This window comes from Klebsiella sp. GB_Kp056, from assembly GCF_040064755.1.
Classification (GTDB): domain Bacteria; phylum Pseudomonadota; class Gammaproteobacteria; order Enterobacterales; family Enterobacteriaceae; genus Klebsiella; species Klebsiella quasipneumoniae.
In genome coordinates, this window is the sequence record NZ_JBEAJA010000055.1 from 125,852 (window position 1) to 147,512 (window position 21,661).

18 protein-coding genes and 1 pseudogene are annotated in these 21,661 nt (G+C 60.3%); 12 read left to right on the forward strand and 7 right to left on the reverse strand.

Going from position 1 to position 21,661, the window contains the following annotated elements; all coding sequences use genetic code 11:
- Position 1: 1 nt before the first annotated feature.
- On the reverse strand, positions 2–913 hold the full coding sequence (locus ABLV52_RS17645; RefSeq protein WP_002914199.1) for a LysR family transcriptional regulator: 912 nt from the start codon (positions 911–913) through the stop codon (positions 2–4).
- A gap of 115 nt (positions 914–1,028) precedes the next feature.
- Between ABLV52_RS17645 and speB the strand changes: the two genes are divergently transcribed.
- The 9 genes from speB to ABLV52_RS17690 all read left to right on the forward strand — a co-directional run bounded on the left by speB (position 1,029) and on the right by ABLV52_RS17690 (position 9,590).
- Positions 1,029–1,979, forward strand: coding sequence for an agmatinase (speB, locus tag ABLV52_RS17650; protein ID WP_004145693.1), 951 nt, complete (start codon positions 1,029–1,031; stop codon positions 1,977–1,979).
- A 10-nt stretch (positions 1,980–1,989) separates the two neighbouring features.
- On the forward strand, positions 1,990–2,853 hold the full coding sequence (locus ABLV52_RS17655; RefSeq protein ID WP_049013838.1) for a TIM barrel protein: 864 nt from the start codon (positions 1,990–1,992) through the stop codon (positions 2,851–2,853).
- On the forward strand, positions 2,850–3,917 hold the full coding sequence (locus tag ABLV52_RS17660; protein ID WP_023290725.1) for a 2-oxoglutarate and iron-dependent oxygenase domain-containing protein: 1,068 nt from the start codon (positions 2,850–2,852) through the stop codon (positions 3,915–3,917). Before ABLV52_RS17655 ends, ABLV52_RS17660 begins: the two co-directional genes overlap by 4 nt.
- A gap of 19 nt (positions 3,918–3,936) precedes the next feature.
- Positions 3,937–4,740, forward strand: coding sequence for an ABC transporter substrate-binding protein (locus ABLV52_RS17665; protein WP_023290726.1), 804 nt, complete (start codon positions 3,937–3,939; stop codon positions 4,738–4,740).
- 30 nt (positions 4,741–4,770) lie between these two features.
- Positions 4,771–6,291 (forward strand): amino acid ABC transporter permease/ATP-binding protein, encoded by a 1,521-nt coding sequence (locus tag ABLV52_RS17670; protein WP_072422365.1) that lies wholly within the window; start codon positions 4,771–4,773, stop codon positions 6,289–6,291.
- A complete protein-coding gene (locus ABLV52_RS17675) occupies positions 6,292–7,020 on the forward strand; it encodes a class II aldolase/adducin family protein (protein WP_348890688.1) in 729 nt (242 codons plus the stop codon).
- A gap of 5 nt (positions 7,021–7,025) precedes the next feature.
- On the forward strand, positions 7,026–7,958 hold the full coding sequence (locus tag ABLV52_RS17680; RefSeq protein WP_044524446.1) for a glyoxylate/hydroxypyruvate reductase A: 933 nt from the start codon (positions 7,026–7,028) through the stop codon (positions 7,956–7,958).
- 60 nt (positions 7,959–8,018) lie between these two features.
- The gene (locus tag ABLV52_RS17685; protein WP_048335058.1) at positions 8,019–8,813 is read left to right on the forward strand and encodes an SDR family NAD(P)-dependent oxidoreductase; all 795 of its coding nucleotides are present in this window, start codon (positions 8,019–8,021) and stop codon (positions 8,811–8,813) included.
- Between the two features lie 156 nt (positions 8,814–8,969).
- Positions 8,970–9,590: a hypothetical protein gene (locus tag ABLV52_RS17690; RefSeq protein WP_023290731.1), complete on the forward strand. Its 621-nt coding sequence runs from the start codon at positions 8,970–8,972 to the stop codon at positions 9,588–9,590.
- Between the two features lie 55 nt (positions 9,591–9,645).
- Here ABLV52_RS17690 and ABLV52_RS17695 read toward each other — a convergent pair.
- Positions 9,646–10,498, reverse strand: a pseudogene (locus ABLV52_RS17695) (transporter substrate-binding domain-containing protein).
- A 464-nt stretch (positions 10,499–10,962) separates the two neighbouring features.
- Between ABLV52_RS17695 and ABLV52_RS17700 the strand changes: the two are divergent.
- Both ABLV52_RS17700 and ABLV52_RS17705 read left to right on the forward strand, forming a co-directional pair.
- Complete coding sequence (locus ABLV52_RS17700) at positions 10,963–11,514, forward strand: fimbrial protein (RefSeq protein WP_348890690.1); 552 nt, start codon at positions 10,963–10,965, stop codon at positions 11,512–11,514.
- A 36-nt stretch (positions 11,515–11,550) separates the two neighbouring features.
- Complete coding sequence (locus ABLV52_RS17705) at positions 11,551–12,240, forward strand: molecular chaperone (RefSeq protein WP_023290734.1); 690 nt, start codon at positions 11,551–11,553, stop codon at positions 12,238–12,240.
- Here the strand turns inward: ABLV52_RS17705 and ABLV52_RS17710 are convergent.
- The 5 genes from ABLV52_RS17710 to ABLV52_RS17730 form a co-directional block, all read right to left on the reverse strand.
- On the reverse strand, positions 12,237–13,331 hold the full coding sequence (locus ABLV52_RS17710) for a fimbrial protein (protein ID WP_348890691.1): 1,095 nt from the start codon (positions 13,329–13,331) through the stop codon (positions 12,237–12,239). The genes ABLV52_RS17705 and ABLV52_RS17710 overlap by 4 nt on opposite strands.
- A 7-nt stretch (positions 13,332–13,338) precedes the next feature.
- Complete coding sequence (locus tag ABLV52_RS17715) at positions 13,339–15,894, reverse strand: fimbria/pilus outer membrane usher protein (RefSeq protein ID WP_064155080.1); 2,556 nt, start codon at positions 15,892–15,894, stop codon at positions 13,339–13,341.
- 36 nt (positions 15,895–15,930) lie between these two features.
- Positions 15,931–16,593, reverse strand: a complete 663-nt coding sequence (locus ABLV52_RS17720; protein ID WP_023290737.1) for a molecular chaperone — start codon at positions 16,591–16,593, stop codon at positions 15,931–15,933.
- 194 nt (positions 16,594–16,787) lie between these two features.
- A complete protein-coding gene (locus ABLV52_RS17725) occupies positions 16,788–17,369 on the reverse strand; it encodes a fimbrial protein (RefSeq protein WP_023290738.1) in 582 nt (193 codons plus the stop codon).
- Positions 17,370–18,068: 699 nt separating this feature from the next.
- Positions 18,069–19,589, reverse strand: coding sequence for an aldehyde dehydrogenase family protein (locus ABLV52_RS17730; protein WP_062913729.1), 1,521 nt, complete (start codon positions 19,587–19,589; stop codon positions 18,069–18,071).
- 263 nt (positions 19,590–19,852) lie between these two features.
- Here ABLV52_RS17730 and ABLV52_RS17735 point away from each other — a divergent pair, with 263 nt between their 5' ends.
- Complete coding sequence (locus ABLV52_RS17735) at positions 19,853–21,640, forward strand: sigma-54-dependent Fis family transcriptional regulator (RefSeq protein ID WP_348890692.1); 1,788 nt, start codon at positions 19,853–19,855, stop codon at positions 21,638–21,640.
- The last annotated feature ends 21 nt before the right edge of the window (positions 21,641–21,661 follow it).

The following is a 21,661-nucleotide window of genomic DNA, read 5'->3' on the forward strand; positions in this document are numbered from 1 at the left end:
CTTAATAATTCCACTTCGGCCGCGCCACCGTGTTTTTCTTCAGCAGATCGCGGAACGCTTTCAGATAGGGTTCATTACTGCGCCCGCGCTTACAGATGGCCGAGAACGGCGACTGAAAGCCAAACTCGTTGGGCAACAGCACCCGCAGGCGGTTCTCTTTGATCCACGGCCAGGCGTAATGCTCCGGCAGATAGCCAATATATTTCCCCGAAAGAATCAGCAGCAGCTGGGCGTCGACGGTCTCAACGGTGGCGCTGCCTTTGCTGAAGCCCCGGCGGCGGAGATCGCTGGTGTTCCAGTAGCTGCGGGTCACCAGCGGACACTGGCTGATCTGCTCTTTATCGAGCTGGCGGCTGAAGAACATCGGGTGCAGATCGCTGCAATAGAGCCAGTGCTGCTCGCGATACAGCGGCTCGCTGATGATGTTATGCACCTGCGAGTTGTAGCTGCCGATGGCCAGGTCGATATGGTTGTTCAGCACCCCGTTCAGTTGCTCCGCCGGGGTGCGAATAATCAGTTTGATATGCACATGGGGAAATTTGTCGCTGAAGCTGCGCAAGACCACCGGCAGCGAGAGCGCCGTTTCGGTCTCGATGGAGTCGAGCGTCGAAATGCACAGGGTGCCGCTGTGCTCCCCTTTGAGCAGGGCCGACTGCCGCTCCAGCTCATTGAGTTCGCTCAGCACGCGGATCGCCTGCTGTAAAAACTGCTGTCCTTTTTCCGTTAAGGAAAAGCCGCCGCGCCCGCGCTGACAGAGGGTGAAGCCGAGCTGCCCCTCCAGTTGCGACATCGCATTGCTGATGGCGGAGACCGAAATGCCCAGCTCCTGCTGGGCCCGGCTGTAGCTCTCCAGGCGGGCCACCGCCTCGAAAACCTGCAGCTGGCGAATATTGAGGCTGGCGTCGTGATGCATCGTATTTAGTTCACCAATAAATGAACTGAGTATTTACGCCAGACGATGTAAAGTCCAGCGCAGCTTGCGCACTATCTCTCCTGTTACGTTTCATCCGTCAGATTCAGGAGCAGACATGGATAACCTCTTTCACCAACCGCAGGGTGGCAATGAGATGCCACGCTTCGCCGGCCGCGCCACGATGATGCGCCTGCCGTTTATCGAAGATTTACAGGGACTTGATGCGGCATTTGTCGGCATTCCGCTGGATATCGGCACCTCGCAGCGCTCAGGCACGCGCTACGGACCGCGCTATATTCGCGCCGAATCGGTGATGATCCGTCCGTACAATATGGCGACCGGCGCCGCGCCGTTCGACTCGCTGTCGGTAGCCGACATCGGCGATGTGCCGATCAATACCTACAGTTTGCTCAAATCGGTGCAAATTATTGAAGATTACTACACCGGTTTGAATAGTTATCCGTTGATCCCCCTCACCCTCGGCGGGGACCACACCATTACCCTGCCCATCCTGCGGGCGCTGACCAAAAAACATGGGCCGGTGGGGCTCATCCACGTCGACGCCCATACCGACACCAATGATGAGATGTTCGGTGAGAAAATCGCCCACGGCACCACCTTCCGCCGCGCCGTTGAGGAGGGACTACTCGACCTCAAGCGGGTGGTGCAGATTGGCCAGCGCGCCCAGGGCTATGCCGCCGGGGACTTCCAGTGGGGCGTCGACCAGGGCTTTCGCCTGGTGCAGGCGGAGCAGTGCTGGCATACCTCGCTGGCGCCGCTGATGGCCGAAGTCCGCCAGCAGATGGGCGACGGGCCGGTGTATCTCAGCTTTGATATCGACAGCCTCGATCCTATCTGGGCCCCGGGAACCGGGACGCCGGAAGTCGGCGGCCTGACCTCCATTCAGGCGCTGGAGATCGTCCGCGGCTGCCGCGGCCTGAACCTGATTGGCGCCGATCTGGTTGAAGTCTCGCCCCCCTATGACGTGAGCGGTAATACCTCCCAGCTGGCGGCCAACCTGCTGTACGAGATGCTCTGCGTCCTGCCCGGCGTGAAGTACGCCTGAGGAAGCCGCCATGGAGCTGAAATGCTTTCGCACCCTCTGGGGAGTGACGACCCCCTGGCCGCAAACGCTGGATGAACTGCAGCGCGTCGGCTGCTGCGGTATCGAAGCCCGCGTCCCGTTAACGGCGGAGGAGCGGCGGCAGCTCGCCGACCGCCTGCAGGCGTCGGGGCTGGAGTATATCGCCATTCTCTTCAGCGGCGGCGGGGTGCTCCCCGCTCAGCATGAAACGCCGGAGCAGCATCTGGCGCGCCTGCGGATCCGCTTCGCCGAGGCCAGCGGCCTCAACCCGCGCTTTGTCAATCTGCTGGCGGGCAACGATCGCTGGCCGCTGGCGCAGCAGGTCGATTTTCTCGGCAAGGCGCACGAGCTGGCCGCCGGGTTTGGGTTGACCTGCAGCTTTGAAACCCATCGCGCCACCTCGCTGTACAGCCCGTGGCTCACCCTGGAGATCATTCAGCAGCTCCCCCAGCTGCGCTTTACCGCCGACATCAGCCACTGGGTGGTGGTCAGCGAGCGCCTGCTGGATGACCCCTGCGATGACTTCAGCGCCTTTATCGACCGCGTGCATCACGTGCAGGCCCGGGTGGGCTACGACCAGGGGCCGCAGGTGCCGCACCCGGCGGCGCCGGAGTATCAGCCGGCGCTGGCCTTTGCCGAGCGCTTCTGGGAGCAAATCTGGCATTCGCAGCGCCGGCGCGGCTACCCGCAGACCACCCTGACGCCGGAGTTTGGCGCCGACGGCTATCTGCACCATCTGCCGTTCACCAACGTTCCGGTGGCCGACCTCTGGTCGCTCAACGCCTGGATGGCCGCGCGCCAGCAGGCCCACTTTCAGCAGTTTTTAACGCTCACTGAACAGGAACCGCAGCCATGACCGCCGTGAAGCACGCTTTTACTGAACTCCCGACCATCGATATCCGCGATCTGGCCGGCGACGATCTCGCCAGGCGCCAGGCGGTGGCCGACGCCATCGGCCGCGCGGCACGCGAGGTGGGCTTTTTCTACATCACCGGCCACGGCATCGACCCGGCGCTGATCGCCGGCGTCCGCGAGGCGGCGAAGCAGATCTTCGCCCTGCCGATGGCGGAGAAGATGAACTATTACATCGGCCGCTCCAAAAGCCATAAGGGCTACGTCCCGGAAGGAGAAGAGATCTACGGCGCCGGCAAGCCGGACCATAAAGAGGCCTTCGATATTGGCTTCCAGGCGGCGGACGACCATCCGCTGGTGCTCGCCGGTACGCCGCTGATCGGCGCCAACGAGTGGCCCGACCTGCCGGATTTCCGCGCGCGGGTGCTGGCCTACTACGACGCGGTCTTCGCCCTCGGCCACCGCCTGTTCGACGCTTTCGCCCTCGCGCTCGGTCTGCCGGAAGGGTATTTCAAACCGATGGTGACCTGCCCGCCGGCCAAGCTGCGGCTCATCCATTACCCGTTCGACGCCAGCGTCGAAGATGTTCCCGGAATTGGTGCACACACCGACTATGAGTGCTTCACCCTGCTGCTCGCCGACCAGCCCGGGCTTGAAGTCCTCAATGAAGAAAGCGTGTGGATCGACGCGCCTCCCGTCACGAACGCCGCCGGAGAAGAGGCGTTCGTGATCAATATCGGCGACATGCTGGAAGTGCTCAGCGCTGGCACATTTGTTGCTACAGCCCACCGGGTGCGCAAAGTGCCGCAGGAGCGGTACTCCTTTCCGCTGTTTTTCGCCTGCGATTACCACACGCTGATCCGCCCGCTGCCGACCTTTCTCGCCGCCGGCGAAGCCAGCGAATATCAGGAGCTGAGCATCGGCGAGCATATGTGGAGCCAGGCGCTGCAAACCTATCGCTATCTGCGCGAGAAGGTCAATCGCGGCGAGCTCCAGCTGCCGGCGCGCGCGCGCGGCACCCATACCTTTGGCCATCTGAAAAAACAGGCACAGCAAAAAAAACCCTAACCACCCGTGAGGATCCATGATGACTAGCACCCTGAAAAAAATCTCGCGCCGCGTCGCGCTTACCCTCGCCGTCAGCGCCTGTTTCTCCTCTGTCACCCAGGCGGCGGAACTGCTGACCGAGGGCGTCTTTAAGGTGGGGATGGAGGTCACCTACCCGCCGTTTGAGTCCTATGACAGCAATAACAATATCGTCGGTCTCGACCCGGAGTTCGCGACGCTGATTGCCGAGCATCTGCAGGCCAAACCGCAGCTGATCGACACCAAGTTCACCAGCCTGATCCTCGGCATCGGCAAGAAATATGATGCAGTGATCTCCGGGATGTACGTGACGCCGGAGCGCCAGAAGCAGGCCGACGCCATCCCTTACGCCCTCTCCGGCGCGTCGATCATTGCCCTGAAGGGCGGCGCGGCGCAGCCGAAAACCGAAGATGAGCTGTGCGGTGTGAAGGTCGGCCTGCAGGCAGGCACCACCTGGGTGACCAGCCTGAAAAAACACTCCGATGAGTGGTGCCTGAAAAACGGCAAACCGGCTATCACTATTCAGGAGTTCCCGACGGCGCCGGAAGCCTCCCAGGCGCTGCTGTCGAAGAACATCGACGCCCAGCTTGAGATAGCCCCGGCGGCGCAGATTATCGTCGATAAGAGCCGCGGTCGCCTGGGGATAAGCTCGACGCGCCTCGTCTACCCGCTGCCGCTGGGGATCTATGTCGCCAAAGGCAACACCGAGCTGGCGGAGGCGATCAAGGCCACCCTCGCCACGCTCAAAGCCAACGGCAAATATGCCGCGCTGATCAAAAAATACAACTTAGAAAGCATCGATTAAGACAATAAGCACTGCGCAACAGGAGTCAGTATGGCGTTCGATTGGGGATACTTTTTTTCATTATTTAGCATTGGGGCATTCTGGCAGGCGTGCGTGACGGTTATCGTAATCAGCACCTTGTCCTGGGGGATCGGTCTGGTGGTCGGTTTTCTGCTAGCCTGCGCGAAGCTCTCGGCGCCGCGCTGGATCAAGATCCCCGTCGAACTCTATATCTGGTTTTTCCGCAGCGTGCCGCTGATGGTGCTGCTGGTGTTTGTCTACAACCTGCCGCAGCTGTTTCCGCTGACCCAGCCGCTGCTCGGGGTACCGTTTATCGCCGGGCTGGTGTCGATGACCGTCACCGAAGCGGCCTATATGGCGGAGATCCACCGCGGCGGGCTGTTGTCGGTGGCCAAAGGGCAAAGCGAGGCGGGCCATGCGCTGAGCTTCAGCTTCATTGGCATCCAGCGGCTGATTGTTATTCCTCAGGCGTTTCGCATCTCGTTGCCGACGCTGATCAATGAATACATCACCATCATTAAGCTGAGCTCGATTTTATCGGTAGTCTCCTTACCCGAGCTGCTGCTCACCGGCCAGCGCTTGTATGCGCAAAATTTCCTCGTGATGGAGACGCTGCTGGCGGTGGCGGTGTACTACGTCATGGTGGTTACCGTCTTCACCTGGCTGTTCCGGGCGCTGGAGAATAGCCTCGATATTCAGCGCAAGCGTCCGCAAACGCTCAGCGAGGCGGAATGCCAGGCGCTGCGCCAGAGCCTGCCGGCGATGACGGAAGCGATCAAAACCCCGGCCGTCAACGGCGCGCCGCCGGCGCTGGATCTGCGGGGCATCCGCAAATCCTGGGGCCAGCATGAGGTGCTGAAAGGCATCGACCTGCAGGTAGATAACGGGGAGGTGATCAGCATCATCGGCCCGTCCGGCTCCGGTAAAACAACCCTGATCCGCACCATCAACGCCCTCGAAAGCATTGATGGCGGGGAGATCATTCTCTACGGCGAGGACTATCTGAAAGGCGGAGCCATCGTCGATAAGCGCCAGATGCGCGCCGGGGTGCGGCGCATCGGCATGGTCTTCCAGAGCTTCAACCTGTTCCCCCACCGCACGGTGCTCGACAACGTGATGCTGGCCCCGCGCTACCACCAGCTGCTGGATCAGCCGGTCGCCCGCGAGCAGGCCCTGGCGCTGCTCGACCGCGTCGGTCTGCTGGCCCATGCCCACAAGTACCCCGGACAGCTCTCCGGCGGCCAGCAGCAGCGCGTGGCGATCGCCCGGGCGCTGGCGCTGAAGCCGGACATCATGCTGTTTGACGAACCGACCTCGGCGCTGGATCCCGAGCTGGTGGGCGAGGTGCTGAAGGTTATTCAGTCGCTGGCCCGCGAAGGTATGACCATGCTGATTGTCACCCACGAGATGGACTTCGCCCTGTCGATTTCCGACCGCGTGGTGCTGATGGAGAACGGCGTGGTGCAGGCCGACATCGCCCCGCAGGTGATCCGCAGCCCGCTGGAGGCCCCTTCTCTGCAACGAATCCGTGAATTTATGGGAGTGCACTAAATGGCAACTGAGCAACACCTGCGCCAGCAGCTGGCCGCCGCCTACCGTCTGGCGGCGCTGTTCGGCTGGGAGGATACCCTCTACACCCACTTCTCCGTGCGCCTGCCCGGCGACGGCGAGCCGCGCTTTTTAATTAATCCCTTCGGCATGATGTTTGATGAGGTCACCGCCAGCAATCTGATCGTGGTGGATATGCAAGGCAAGGTCGTAGAGGGCGAGGCGCCGGCTAACTCGGCGGGCTTCACCATCCATAGCGCGGTGCATATGGCCCGGGAAGACGCCCACTGCGTGATCCACACCCACACCCTGCCGGGGATGGCGGTGGCCGCCTGCGAGGACGGATTGCTGCAGCTCAACCAGATCAGCACCGAGTTTTACCAGCGCGTCGGCTACCACCCCTATGAAGGGGTGGCCTTTGACCTCGACGAACGGGCGCGCATTCAGCGCTCGCTGGGGAAGAACATCGCCATGATCCTGCAGAGCCACGGCCTGCTGTCGGTGGGCCGTACCGTGGCTGACGCCTTTTACATCATGTTCTACCTCAATCGTGCCTGCGAGATCCAGATGGCCGCCGCCCAGCTGGCGGCCCTCAGCCCGATCCACACCATCGCCCCGCACCTCAGCCAGCACGCCTGCGAGCAGTTGATGGGCGTGGAGCATGAACGTCAACAGGTCTGGCAGGCGTGGTTGCGCCGTCTTGACCGTCTCGATACTTCTTACAAAGACTAACGCCTATGTCCGATATCACTATCGTGGTGGATTGTAACGACGCGGATTTCGCCCGCGATATCTGCGCCGCCCTGCAGCAGTTTCCCGACGTCACCGCGCTCCTGCCCCATCACCAGGCGGCGCGCGACGCGCAGTACGCCAGCTGCTGGTTCCCTAGCCCGCAGCTGTTGACCCGCTCGCCAGGGCTGAAGCTGATCCAGGCCGCGTCCGCCGGGGTCGATCATCTGCCGCCCGCGCTGTTCGCCAGCGATATCCCGCTGTGCCGGGTGATCGATGAGGACTTTCGTCACGGCATGTTCGAATATGCCCTGTGGGGCGTGCTGTGGTTCCAGCGTTATTTTGACCGGGCGCTGGCCCACCAGCGGACCCAAACCTGGAAGCTCTATCCCCAGCGCGCCGCCGCCGACTTCCATATCGGCATTATGGGCCTCGGCGAAATTGGCGGCTATATCGCCGACCAGCTGGCCCGCCTTGGCTATCGGGTCTCCGGCTGGTCGCGCAGTGAGAAGCAGCTGGCTGGCGTCACCTGCTACCGCGGCGAGGAGGCGCTCGACAGCTTCCTCGGGTCGCTTGACGGGCTGATTAATCTCCTGCCGCTCACCGCGCAGACCCGGGGTATTCTCGCCGCGCCGCTCTTCAGCCGGCTTCCCGCCGGGGCGGTGTTAATCAACTGCGGGCGTGGAGAGCATATGGTCAATGAGGATGTGCTGGCGGCGCTGGAGAGCGGCCAGCTCGCCGGAGCGGTGCTCGACGTCTTCCCGCAGGAGCCATTGCCGGCGGACGATCCGCTGTGGCGCCATCCGCAGGTGGTGATCACCCCGCATATGGCCTCTGCGGCCCCCGCCGAGGTGATCGCCCGCCAGCTGCTGGAGAACATTCAGCGCCAGCGTCGCGGGCTGCCGCTCAAAAACCTGGTCAATAAGCACGCCGGTTACTGATCCCCACCGATACCGCCGCTGCTACGCTTAATGGGAGATCCACAACCAGAAGGCAGGAACATGAAGATTGATTTATCGGGGAAAGTCGCGCTGGTCACCGCCTCCACGGCGGGTATTGGCTTTGCTATCGCCAAAGGCCTGGCGGAGAGCGGCGCAGAGATCATCCTTAACGGGCGCAGCGAGCAGAGTGTGAACGCCGCGATCGCCCGGTTGCAAAATGAGGTGCCGGGGGCGAAAGCGCGCCCCGCCGTCGCCGACCTCAGCGGCGCCGACGGCGCGGCACAGCTGCTGCAGGCCGTGACCGGCGTCGATATTCTGGTCAATAACGCCGGGATCTACGGTCCGCAGGATTTTTACGCCACCGATGACGCGACCTGGGAAAACTACTGGCAGACCAACGTCATGTCCGGCGTGCGCCTGTCGCGGGGGCTGCTGCCGGCGATGGTCAGTAAAGGCTGGGGGCGGGTGGTGTTTATCTCCTCGGAATCGGCGCGCAATATCCCGGCGGATATGATCCACTATGGCGTCACCAAGACCGCCCAGCTGTCGCTGGCCCGCGGCCTGGCGAAATATGTCGCCGGCAGCGGAGTGACCGTTAACAGCGTGCTGCCGGGGCCGACGATTTCCGACGGCTTTGCCGAAATGCTGAAAGACGAAGTGGCGAAAACCGGCCAGTCGCTGGAGGAACTGGCGAAAGCGTTTGTCATGACCCATCGTCCGAGTTCGGTGATCCAGCGGGCGGCCTCGGTGGAAGAGGTCGCCAATATGGTGGTATACGTCTGCTCGCCGCAGGCGTCGGCCACCTCCGGCGCCGCGCTGCGCGTTGACGGCGGCGTGGTGGATGATATTCTCTGACGTACTCTCATTCAGGGGAGTCCCCCTCCCCTGTCGTCTTTCCCGGCGCTAAAAAGCGCAAGACGTTAAAAAACCGCCGCAAAGTCGCACAAAGTGAACAGGAACATGTATTCCCAAAACTTATGATATTTGTTTTAAATATAAGTTGTGGTGTTAATGTCTCTGTTACGAAGCTTGCTTTTCTTTCTCGGCGCGGCGGTCGCGGCCGCCATCGCGGTACTCTGCCTGTGGGTGGATATTCGGGTATTTGGCAACGACATCCCGGAGGTGTCGCTCACCGAAGTGGTTCAGGAGAGCGTGCTGGCCGTCATCGTGCTGGTTCATCTTCTGCTGGCGCGCAAATATGCCCACCTGCGCTATAGCAATATCCTCATCGGCGGCTTCTTCCTCGCCATGCTGATCCGCGAACTGGATGGCCTGTTTGATTTACTCTCCCATGGCAGCTGGGTGTGGTTTGCCCTGCTGGCTACCGCAGGGTCCTTGCTGATGCCGCTGCGCCATTTGCGCCAGACCCTGTCGCAGCTGGCGGATTATACCCGCACCCCGTATTACGGAATGATGATCAGCGGCCTGCTGGCGATTCTGGTCTTCTCGCGGCTGTTCGGTATGCACGGCCTGTGGTACGCCGTGCTGGATGAGAACTACGCTCGGGTGGTGAAAAATACGGTGGAGGAAGGCAGCGAGTCGTTTGGCTATATGCTGTGCCTGACCGCCACCCTCGGCTACGCCTGCTACTTCCGCGACCTGGCGCGACAGACGCTGTCGCCGCAGCGCTGACCGCAGCCGACAACCACCGCCGGACGCGCCCGTCGGCGGTGGGGCGCCTCAGCGCTTAACCGCGAATTTTCCACTTCCGTTTGAGAACCTCTTTATCCTGGCTATCCAGCCACTGGTTCACTTTCTCCAGCAGCGCCGGATTATCTTTACTCATCATATACACCTTGTCGCTGGCGGTGCCGGCGAACGGCGTCTCGTTGGCGACGCAGAACACGCCGGGCTCTTTGCTCTGGTAATAGTCGCCTTCGATCAGATCGGTCACCATCATATCGGCCGTTTTCTGCCGCAGCGCCTCCAGGTTATCGACGTTGTTCTTCACGCGAATGATCTGCGCCTGCTTAATATGCTCATCGACAAAGCTCTGGTTGGTGCCGCCAGGGTTGACGACCACCTTCACCTCCGGACGGTCTATCTTCGCCAGCGATCCAAGTCGGGGGGCGGCCTGACAGTTGGCTAAGGCGATTTTACCGTTCGCCACCACCGGGTGGCTGAGGGCGAACTCCTTCGCCCGCGCCGGGGTCTGCGTCACGCCGCCCATCGCAATATCAAACTTGTCCGCCTGCAGATCGGCGGCGAGCGCCGGCCAGCTGGTGTAGACGAAGCTCACCTTCAGCCCCAGCGTGCGCCCGAGATCGCGGGCCATGTCCACGTCATAGCCCTGCAGCTCGCCGGCGGCATTGCGAAACGCCAGCGGGGCGTAGTCGCCCGGCACGCCGACCTTCAGTTCACCACTGCGCTCGATGGTTTGCATATCGCGCGCCTGGGCGCCACAGGTCATTATCGCCAGCGTCAGCGCCAGCCCCACCGTCAGTTTCATCTCGCCATCCTTTTTGTTATCGGGTTTTCGCGCCGGGGTGGCCGGCCGCTTCTCAGTCAACACCATCCGCAGCGCGTAACAGGGAATTCATCCTATTTTTAAACATCGGGACATACAACCCGACGATCGGGTTGCCGATCGCAAATCTGAAAACGAAACAGGGCTATCGCCCGGTGAATGATTTCTCATCCGCCGGGCGTAGCTTTACGCCAGCGATCGTATTTTCCAGACTGAAACCGTGCCGAATTAAGCACAAAAAACAGCAGCAAGAGAGAAGCAACCAATTGAATAAATTAATAATTTATTTAAATGCACGATATTTCGCGTTCAGACACCGATAACTACCGTCTTATTTACTCCAGCATTCCTCCACAGTACTATCCCGGAAAACGCAGGTAATAAATAACAAGCATATATTAATTCCAGGCGACAATATATTTGCCAAATAAATGAATTAATAAAAAACATGCCCGATTAAAGTCATTTTGTGCCGTATCTGACCCGCAAAATAATGACCCTGGCGCCAGGTTTACCGGCACGACAGGAGGAATGAAAATGAAAATAACCACCCTGGGTCTGGCGATGCTCTTCGTCGGACTGGCCGCCGGCCCGGTTTACGCGGCCGACGGCACGCTAAATTTCATCGGCAGGGTCGTGAACGGCGCCTGCAAACTCGAAGGGGCGGGCAATAACGGGGTCATCGATATCAGCATGGGCGATATTCCGCTGTCGAGACTGAAAAACAGCCAGTCGGGTACCGGGCCAGCGGTCGGCGTCGATATTCGCGTCAAAGATTGCGAGAAAGGCACCTACTACATTGTGGTGGATGGCCCCTCTCCCACCGCCACGTCTGAAAATTATGTGCTGGCCCTCAACGATAGCGGTAAGCCGGCCGGCAGCGTGGGCATTCTGCTCACCGACCGTACGGGGACGCCGCTCGGCCTCGATGCACACCTCGATCCGCAGCACGATCCCCGCATCGAGATCCCGGTGGACGGCGGCTCCGGCACCTTCAGTCTGAAAGCCTTCTATTACACCTGGGATAAAGCCCACGTACTCCCCGGCGACGGCAACGCAACGGCCCGGTTTACCATTATGCAGGAATAGCTTCCCGGTCAGGGATGAGACGTAAAGGGAGCGAAGATGAAAATACAGCTGGCTGTTCTGTTGAGCGCCATGACCTTTCAGGCCTGCGCCGGGATCACCATCGATGCCACGCGGGTGGTCTACTCAGGAAAAGACAAAGCCGCCACCCTGAACATTCATAACCGCAGCCGCACACCTTATAAAGTGCAGATCTGGCTGGACGCCGGGCTCAACAGATCGCGCGTCGGCCTGCCGATGGTGGCGACCCCGCCGCTGGTCTATTTATCCCCCCAGCAAACCGCCCAGCTGCGCTTTATCTATCTCGGCGGCGGGCTCCCCGCCGATCGGGAAAGCCTGTACTGGGTCAATATTCAGGAGAATCCGCCGCCGTCAGACGGTAACCATACGCTGCAGTTTATCGTCCGCACCCGCCTGAAGCTCTTTTATCGTCCTCCCGCCATCGCCACCACCCTCGCCAGAGAGGTGCGAAAGCTGCAGTGGCAGCAGAGCGGCAATAACCTGCGCTTAACTAACTCAGGCCCACTGCATATCACCCTGGTCAACGGGGCGCTGATCGATAATAAAGGCCACATTTCGCCGATGAGAAACGTGATGCTCCGGCCGTACAGCAGCTATACCGTGTCAACGACCGACAGCGCTCGCCTGTACAAGCTGAACTATATCGACGATGACGGCGCGGTGGTGGCGATCCCCCTTCAGGCGGCCTATGCTCCGGCCCCACGCTAGTTATACTCGAGGGCGAAGGTCACCATGCTGTCGGCTGTGCCCGCCGTCACCGTGGCGTCAGTTTGCACATACTGGGCGTTAAAATTGATGGCCTCAGCCGTGCCGGCGTTATTGCCGGTTACCCTTTTCAGGATCGGCAAGTTGCTGGCCTCATTGATTTTAACGCTGGCGCCATCGGACACTGCCGCGCCGGGGTTATTGCCGTAGGTCAGCTTCACGCCGACGCCGCTGGCGCTGTTGCTGGCCTTGCTTAGCGCCAGGGTATCACTCTCCACGCTGACGCCGAAAAAGCCGATGCGCACATCGGTCGGCGTCGGACAGAACACCGGGATCGAAAAGCGCTTCGCCTGGCCGCCGGTGCTCCCTTTACCGTGAAACTCCGCCCGGTTTACCGTGCCCAGACTGACCTGGATCGTTGAGGTCGCCACCTGGCAGCTGCCGCTGCTGCCAATGTCCACGTTCAGGGCGGCGATATCAATGCTGACCGGCGCGCTGGCGACAAAGCCGGCGTTTCCGTTGGCCTGCTGTTCAATGGTCACCTCCCCTACCTGCGGCAGCGGCGACGAGTTGGTATGCGTCCCGTCCGCCAGCTGTACCGTACCGGTCTTATAGAAGGTTACCGCGATCCTGACCGTCGTCTGCTGCTGCGTCATGAGCGCCGGGAGCATCGTGCTGTCGCAGACCACCACCGACTCGCCGCCAGCGGAGTGGCTGCCGTCGATAGCGCGCATCGGGCCGCCGGCGCACTGGAAGCTAAGCGCGTAGCCGATGCCGTCGATGGCGCTGGGGTAGACGTGCTGTCCGTTAATCACCACCGGCGAGCCGCCGGTTTTCAGCTGTTTGTAGACAATGCGTTTGGCGCTCGCCGTCGGCAGCTGCAGGTCGCAGGAAAAGGGGATCCCGCTGCCGTTATCCGCCATCGCGCTGGTCATCTGGGTATTGACCGGCAGCGTGGGCAAATACTTGATATTGGGAATATTGACGGTGGTCTGGCCGATATTCGCGCGGCAGTTTTCAGCCCGCGCGCCGGGAAGATAGCCGCTCAACGCCAGCAAAAAGAGAAAAGGAAGTAGACGAAAAACAGATTTCATAGCCGCCTCAGCGTGACTGGCACAGCCCGGAGACGGTTTTCACCGTATTCAGACTCTGCTGTGGGTTATCCGCAAGATGAAAATGCATCGTGCAACTCTGCGACTGGTTATTGACGACCCAGCTCACCGCCAGGGTTCCCTCCTGCGGCACGCCGCTGAGGTACACCTGACCGCCGTCGGCTACCATGCCGCCCGGCGCATTGCCGCTCTCCTCCGTCCCGACCAACCGTGCGCTGGCGCCAAAGGGTAACGGCCCCTGCGCGTTGCGCAGGGTAAATAGCACCCGGTTGCCTATGCGGGTCCGGTAGTTGGCCATCACCACCGCGCCGCCACCGGGGATCACCGTCTGACCCTGCTGGTCGACGTCGGTATCATCCGCCATCGACTCCGTGTCGAGGGTAATGACATTTTTCCGGTAGGTGGTCAGAGACGGCACCACGGCATAGCCGCGCCAGTCGGTGTGCACATTGTTGCCGTTTTGCACCGCCACGCCGGCAGCCCCCGGCGCGCGGACGATGGCGAAGCTCTCGCCCACCGTCTGACCGAAGGTCACGCCGTGCGGATGCGCGACCACCGAGCCGGCGCCTCCCCAGGTCAGCTGATTACTGGCGGCGTCATGGCGATAGCCGAGCTGCGCGTTGCCGAAGCCGCCGTGGTAGTCCAGGGCGACGCTGCTGTTGGTGCCCCGCCCCTGGTTGCCGTAGCCCTGCTGAACCGAGTAGAACAGATTCGGCCGCGTCGGCACCGCGCCATACAGCGACACCTGCTGCGAGGTATAGCCATTGCTGTCCGAGGTGGTGTTGTAGCTCACCGCGCTGTCGGACAGCGGACCGCCCAGCGGAATATTGATATTGAAAGACCAGGAGCGGTCATTTTTTTGCTGGCCGCTGGCGCGGGTGTAGTAATAGCCCACGCCCCAGGAGATCCCTTTCCAGGCGCTGTAGAATCCAAGATGCACCGTCTCATCCCGACTCTGCCGGTGCCAGTATTCCTGCGACCAGGCGGAAACCGCCAGACTGCCCAGACCGCCGAGGCTTTGTGACACCGACACTTCCTCCCTGCGGCGCCGGTTGTCCACCTGCCCCTGCGCGCTTTCGAGGGCGCTGGCTTCGGCAAAATCGTAATAGCCGCTGGAGGAGTAGCGATAGCTGGCGAGGCTGAACGTGGTGCCCGAGCTGACGAAATCTTTCTGATACTGAGCGCGCAGCGAATGGCCCGCATAGCGCTTGCCCGACGGGGTACGGGTGACGGCCTGGGTGACGTCGCCTCCCAGCGAACCGAACTCGCCAAAGCCGCGGCCCAGGCCCAGCGCCCACGACTGATAGTCCTGGGCCAGCTGCGTGCCGCCGTAGAGGGTAAATCCCGCCGACAGACCATAGAACAGGGTGCCCTGCAGGAATTCCGGCGAGCGCACCGAATCCGCCCCGGAGTGGTAGCGACCGGCGCTGAGGCTGAATTTGCCGCGCCCTTCGCGCAGCATATACGGCACGGCGGAATAGGGCTGGGTAAAGGTGCGCACCGAACCATTGCTCTCGGTCACCTTCACCTCCAGATCGCCGCTCTGCGAGGTGGGATAAAGATCGCTGATGGCGAACGCCCCCGGCGACACGAAGGTTTCGTAGATCACATACCCGTGCTGGGAGACGGTCACTTTGGCATTGCTGTGCGCCACGCCGCGGATGGTAGGGGCAAAGCCGCGCTGGCTGTCCGGGAGCATCTCATCGTCAGACATCAGCTGGACGCCGCGAAACGGGATGCTGTCAAACACATCGCCGGTGGTGTAAGTATCGCCGATCCGCAGCAGACTCTTCAGCGAGCGGACGTCGCGCTGCAGCCAGGTGCTCTGTGAATCCCAGTGCCGGCGCTGCTGGTCGTACTGCATTGAGGAGATATTGCGCAGCCGCCAGGCGCCCAGGTTCACGCCGCTGCGTAAATTGAGATAGTTTGAGCGGCTGCTCTCCCCTTCATCGGCATTCTTTATCTGCGCGCCGGAAAAATAGTAATCGACAAACGCGGCCGGCACGCCATCGTCCCAGCGCGAGGGATCGACATAGCCGCGGCTTTGCACGTTCATCGCCGCCTGGGGAATGCTCAGCGTCAGGCGCTGGTTAGCGAAGGTGAAGCGGCTGCTGGCGTCGGGAATAAACTTCTCGATCCGGGTGAAGGTCTCACCTTCATGCAGCGTTTGAAAAGCCGGAAACGCGCTGACGTTGACCCCATAATCCGCCAGCTGCCCGGGCGTCAGCACCGGCTGCAACTGCCCGCCATCGTCAACAAAGGTGATATTGGCCTGGCCCAGCTCCTGGTCGTTAACCACCACGGTGACAGGATAAGTCCCCGGCTGCTGCCCGCCGGGTTTGGCGAAGTAGTGCAGATCGGAGGTTTGCTGCTGCGGGTCGGCAAACTCCAGCGCCGCCGGATCAAAATAGTCGTCGGCCAGCGCCCGGCTCAGCGGGCTGAGACAGCACATCATCGTCGGCAGCGTCGCCAGCGCCAGCGCCCGTCCGGCGGTGACGGGCAACGCGGCATACTCCCGCACCCTGGCTGTTGTTATTCTTTTCATGCTGGCGCCGTCCGGTAAGCTCATCACAAAGGGGAATTACTGCTGGGCGTAATCGCTGACGCCGCCGTAGTCGTTGATCGCCCGCCATTTGACGGTGCCGTGCCCGCTCACCGGCCACGTTTTCTCGCCAAAGGGGGCCACCATGCCAGGCTCGTCGATTGCCTGCCCGCCCACCTCGACGGCGTAAAAAGAGACAAAATAGGGAGTGGGGTTTGCCACCGTCAGATGACCGCCGGACTGGCTAAACTTCAGCTGCTGCCAGGCTTTAGCCGGGTCGCCCGCCAGGCCGTTGGGGCGATAAAAGATTTTGAATTTCGACTTAATATTGACCTGCAGCTTGTTCACCTCGCCCTTGGGCGTCGGGGCGATACTTTTGACGTTCAGCCAGTAGACCGATTCACGGTCGCTGGGCAGCGAGGCGCCAATAAAGTTAATGCGCAGGACGTTATTTTGCTCCGGATCGAGACGGAATAAGGGCGGCGTAACAATAAAGGGCACCTTGGCCTTATCGTTTTCCGCATAATTTTCCACCCACGACTGCACCAGATAGGGCGTATGGGTATCGGCATTAGTGACTGAAATAGCGGCTTCACGCTTCCCTTCCTGATAAATCACACGGGTTCCACCCATGACAATACCGGCCTGCGCTGCCGTGGAGCACAGCAGAAAGGCCGCAACGGCAATTATTTTCTTCATCATGACTTACCATCAGGTAAAGGTTGAACAAACAGTAAAATAAAGCAGGGAATATCAGAGCCAGTACCCGTCGGGATAATTAGCAAAAACAACTATACCGTCACGAATATATTTCGTGACTTTATGACAATTATCACTTTAGCTATCTGCAATTAATCAGGACGCAGTGGACTGACTCTGAATAGCGCGCAATATGATTAGTTATAAATCATATTGAAATTAGCCGTACCGTTGGCATCGCCAGCCGTCACCGCACCGGTGGAGATATAGTCGGCGAAAAACTCGAGGTCGGCAGTGCCGGTGCCGGCAGTCGCGCCCGCAACGACATTTTTGGCTTTCGACACTTTGCCGAGGCTGACCGCCGTAGACTTGTCATCTTCATACAGCTTGATCGCCACGCCAGCGGCGCCGCCGGTGGTCGCCAACAGCGTGTTATCGGACTGATCGCGCGCGCCGTCAAACAGCACCGCGACATTTGTCACGCTGGCAGGGCAATCTTTTACTTTGATATGGAAAGGCGTTTTGGTGGTTTCAAAACCTGTGCTGGTAAAATAGGTGCTGGCCCATTTGCCCAGATCCACCGTCTGGCTGGTGGATGCGCTGTCGATATTGCAGGAGCTGTCGGTGATTGATCCATTGAAGATAACCTGTCCGCCGGTACCCTGGGTACCCGCGTTGGAGCCTGGGTTAACGTTAATGGTTGGCGTAGTAACAGAAATTGCAGCGCCAGAAACCAGCGCTCCCATGAGAATTGCCATAATACGAAGTTGCGTTTTCATTATTTATCTCATCGTTAACGAATATATTTTCCCGTCATCGACAATAGCCCCATGGCTATCGCGAAACGGCTCGTCCGTTCCTCCCTGTAAATGTTCATTGCGTTCCTTCCGCAGGATAATCGGCACACGTCCTTTAACTCCGCTTTATTTCGCCGAAAGGTGGCCATGAATAACAAGCAGAAGAAAAAGAGTTATTTTGATGTGCGAAATAAATATATTACCCGATGTAAAAAAAGGCAACCTGATGAAATGTTACATACAGGTTAACGACTATACTCGGCATAAAGTTATTTTTTGAAATGGCATTTCAATGTTAATTTACATATCTATACAAAAGAAAATTAAATACCTCTCAACAACAACGCGTCCATTTTATTAACAAATTTAAAGGTAATTGCTCAAAAAAGCGTCTTGTTTTATTGTGCTCAAACCCGGTGCCACTAAAAAATTAGGAATTTTCCTGGTATTAATCTTCATCATTTCTACACAAATTAAGGCAAAGCGCTCCTGACCCGCGCTGTAATTTCTTGTTCTGGAAGTGTTTTTGTTTTCAAATGAAAGCCATTACTTCATTAACCCAAATGTATTGCCGTTATCCGCCACCGTAACCACTCCCTTTCACAGGGTTATTTTGACGCAAAAAAAATCCGCAACCCGAACGGATTGCGGAGTGAGGATCAATCAGTAATGAGATGGGCTTCAGAACAGGCCCAGCGGCGCGGTGCCGTAGCTCACCAGCAGGTTTTTGGTTTGCTGATAGGCATCCAGCGCCATCTTATGCGTTTCCCGCCCGACGCCGGACTGTTTATAGCCGCCGAACGCCGCATGTGCCGGGTAGACATGATAACAGTTGGTCCATACGCGACCGGCCTGAATACCGCGCCCCATGCGATAGGCGAGATTGGTATCGCGCGTCCACACCCCAGCGCCGAGGCCAAACTGGGTCTCATTGGCGATAGCCAGCGCTTCCGCTTCGTCCTTAAAGGTGGTCACCCCGATCACCGGCCCAAAGATCTCCTCCTGGAAGGAGCGCATATCGTTGCGACCTTTAATCAGCGTGGGCTGAATATAAAAACCATTATCCAGCGCCGGCGCGATCGCCGCCCGCTCGCCGCCGGTGAGGATTTGTCCGCCCTCTTCCCGGGCAATCTGAATATAGGAGAGGATCTTGTCGAACTGCTGGCGGGAAGCCTGGGCGCCGATCATGGTGTCGGTATCTAACGGATCGCCGCGACGGATCTGCGCCACCTTCTCCATGACCCGCGCCATAAAGGGCTCATAGATGGATTCATGGATCAGCGCCCGCGACGGGCAAGTACAGACCTCACCCTGGTTGAAGAAACCGAGCACCAGCCCCTCCACCGCCTTCTCAATAAACTCCTCTTCACCCTCCATCACGTCGGCGAAGTAAATATTGGGCGATTTGCCCCCCAGCTCGACGGTGCAGGGGATAATATTCTCCGCCGCGCAGGCGAGAATATGTCGCCCGACCGGCGTGGAGCCGGTAAACGCCAGCTTGGCGATACGCTTGCTGGTGGCCAGCGCCTCGCCCGCCTCTTTGCCGAAGCCCTGCACCACGTTCAGCACCCCCGCCGGGAACAGATCGCCGATCAGCTCCAGCAGCAGGGTAATACTCAGCGGCGTCTGTTCCGCCGGCTTGAGCACCACGCAGTTCCCCGCCGCCAGGGCCGGGGCCAGCTTCCACGCGGCCATCAGCAGCGGGAAGTTCCACGGGATAATCTGACCGACCACCCCCAGCGGTTCATGGAAATGGTAAGCCACCGTGGTTTCGTCAATTTCGGCAGTGCTTCCCTCCTGGGCGCGCAGGCAGCCGGCGAAGTAGCGAAAGTGATCCGCCGCCAGCGGCAGGTCGGCATTCAGCGTTTCGCGGATCGGTTTGCCGTTGTCCCAGCTCTCCGCCACCGCCAGATATTCCAGATGCTGTTCAATACGGTCGGCGACCTGCAGCAGCAGCCTGGAGCGCTGTTGCACTGAGGTTTTGCCCCACGCCGGCGCCGCACGGTGGGCGGCGTCGAGGGCGAAGTCAATGTCTCTGGCGTCCGACCGGGGAAACTGCGCAATGTTGCTGCCGTCTACCGGGGAGGTATTCATAAAGAATTCACCGCTCAGCGGCTCGACAAATTTACCGTCAATAAAGTTGCCGTAAGCGGATTTCAATGAAACCAGGGCGCCGGGCTGGCCAGGGTGTGCATAACGCATCGCAAATCTCCTTCTGTAGGGTTGAGACGCAGCGGCATATTGATTTTTTAAACTTGCCGCCGAACGCATCTCACTTTGCAGGGGTTATGCCAGTTTTTCATTTTCTCTAAATAGGTTTATTTATTAACAGGTTGCATTTACTAACTGGGCAGATGGTCAGCCACTGTCGCACGGGTTTCCAGTTATGTGTTGCAAATCGCAACACCAAATAAACCAAATAGCTACAATATTGCAACACAGCAACATCGACCCAGAGGTGCCCTGTGCCAGGTAATCCCTTTCTTCTCGCCCCAGAGGTTAACGCCAATCCCCTGCTGAGCGATTCATGGTCTCGCTGCCAGCGCTACGGCCTGGATCCCGCCACCGAGTATTTTCCCCGCCTCGACGCCGGCGAGCTGGCGGACCGGCTCGCCAGCCACCGCAGCCTGCAGCAGCTGGCGCAGCCGGTGGTGGAAGCCCTGTCGCGCCAGGTGGCGGACCTGCAGTCGGTGGTGATCCTCTCCGACCCCGGCGGTCTGGTGCTCCATACCGTCGGCGATACCCAGGCGATGCAGAAGGCTCAGCGCGTCGCGCTGGCGCCGGGCAATCTGTGGAGCGAAAGCGGACGCGGGACCAACGCCATCGGCACCGCGCTGGCGATTGACGACGGCTGCGAAATCGATGGGCGTCAGCACTTTCTCACCCGCAACCAGAATTTGTACTGCGCGGCGATGCCGCTCCAGCGGCCGGACGGAAGCATCGCCGGCGTGCTGGATATCTCCGGCCCGGCGGATTTTCCCCACCAGCACACCTTTGGCTGGGTGAAAGCGGCGGCAAAGCAGATTGAGTATCTGTGGGTGAAGCAGAGCCTGCATCCTGAGCAGTGGCTGATGAGCCTCCACCGGCAGGTGGACAAACTCGACAGCGTGGAGGAACTGCTGCTGGTCTTTTCCGACAACGTCCTTACCGCCGGCAACCGGCTGGCGATGCGCGAGTTCGGCCTGAGCGCGGCGCAGTTTGGCCAGCTCACCTTTGCGTCGCTTTTTCCGACGCTGACGCAAACGGCGGTCAGCGTTCCCCTGCCCCTGACCACCCCGCAGGGTCGCTATCACTATCGCCTGCGCGAGCCCACCCGCCGCCGGGTGGCGGTGAGCGCCCCGCCGGCCATGCAGCTCCCCTTCACCAGCCCGCGGGAAGGCGAAAAGCTGCTCCGGCTGCTTAACGCCGGCATCGCGCTCTGTATTGAGGGGGAAACCGGCAGCGGCAAAGAGTATGTCAGCCGCACGCTGCACCAGCACAGCCGCTGGCGCAGCGGTAAATTCGTCGCCATTAACTGCGCCGCCATCCCGGAATCGCTGATCGAGTCCGAGCTTTTCGGCTACCAGCCAGGGGCGTTTACCGGCGCCAGCAAAAACGGCTATATCGGCAAAATCCGCGAGGCCGAGGGCGGGGTGCTGTTTCTTGATGAGATCGGCGATATGCCGCTGGCGCTGCAGACCCGCCTTCTGCGAGTACTGCAGGAGAAAGAGGTCGCCCCGCTCGGCGCCAGCCGCAGCGTGCCGGTGAACTTCGCCCTGATCTGCGCCACGCACCGCAACCTGACCCAGCGGGTCAGCGCCGGCGAATTCCGCGAAGATCTGCTGTGGCGCCTGCGGGAGTACGCCCTGGCGCTGCCTCCGCTACGCGAGTGGCCGGCGCTGGAAACCTTTATCGCCACCCTGTGGCGCGACCTGGGCGGCGCTTCGCGCCGGGTGACGCTGTCCACCGCGCTACTGACCCACCTCAGCCAGCTGCCGTGGCCGGGAAACGTGCGCCAGCTGCAGAGCGTCCTGAAGGTGATGCTGGCTCTGGCCGATGAGGGCGACACGCTGACGCCCGATGCGCTGCCGGACGCATACCGCGCTGCGCCTGCGCCGCTGCCGCGCGGGGGGTTACAGGCCCATGACGAGCAGTTGATTGTCGATACCCTCGCCAGGGTCAACGGCAACGTCAGCCGGGCGGCGCAGATGCTGGGTATCGCCCGCAGCACGCTATACCGCCGCGCCGCCCGTGCCGGACGGCCACGCCGCTGAGGCGATGGCGTAAAGCGCGCC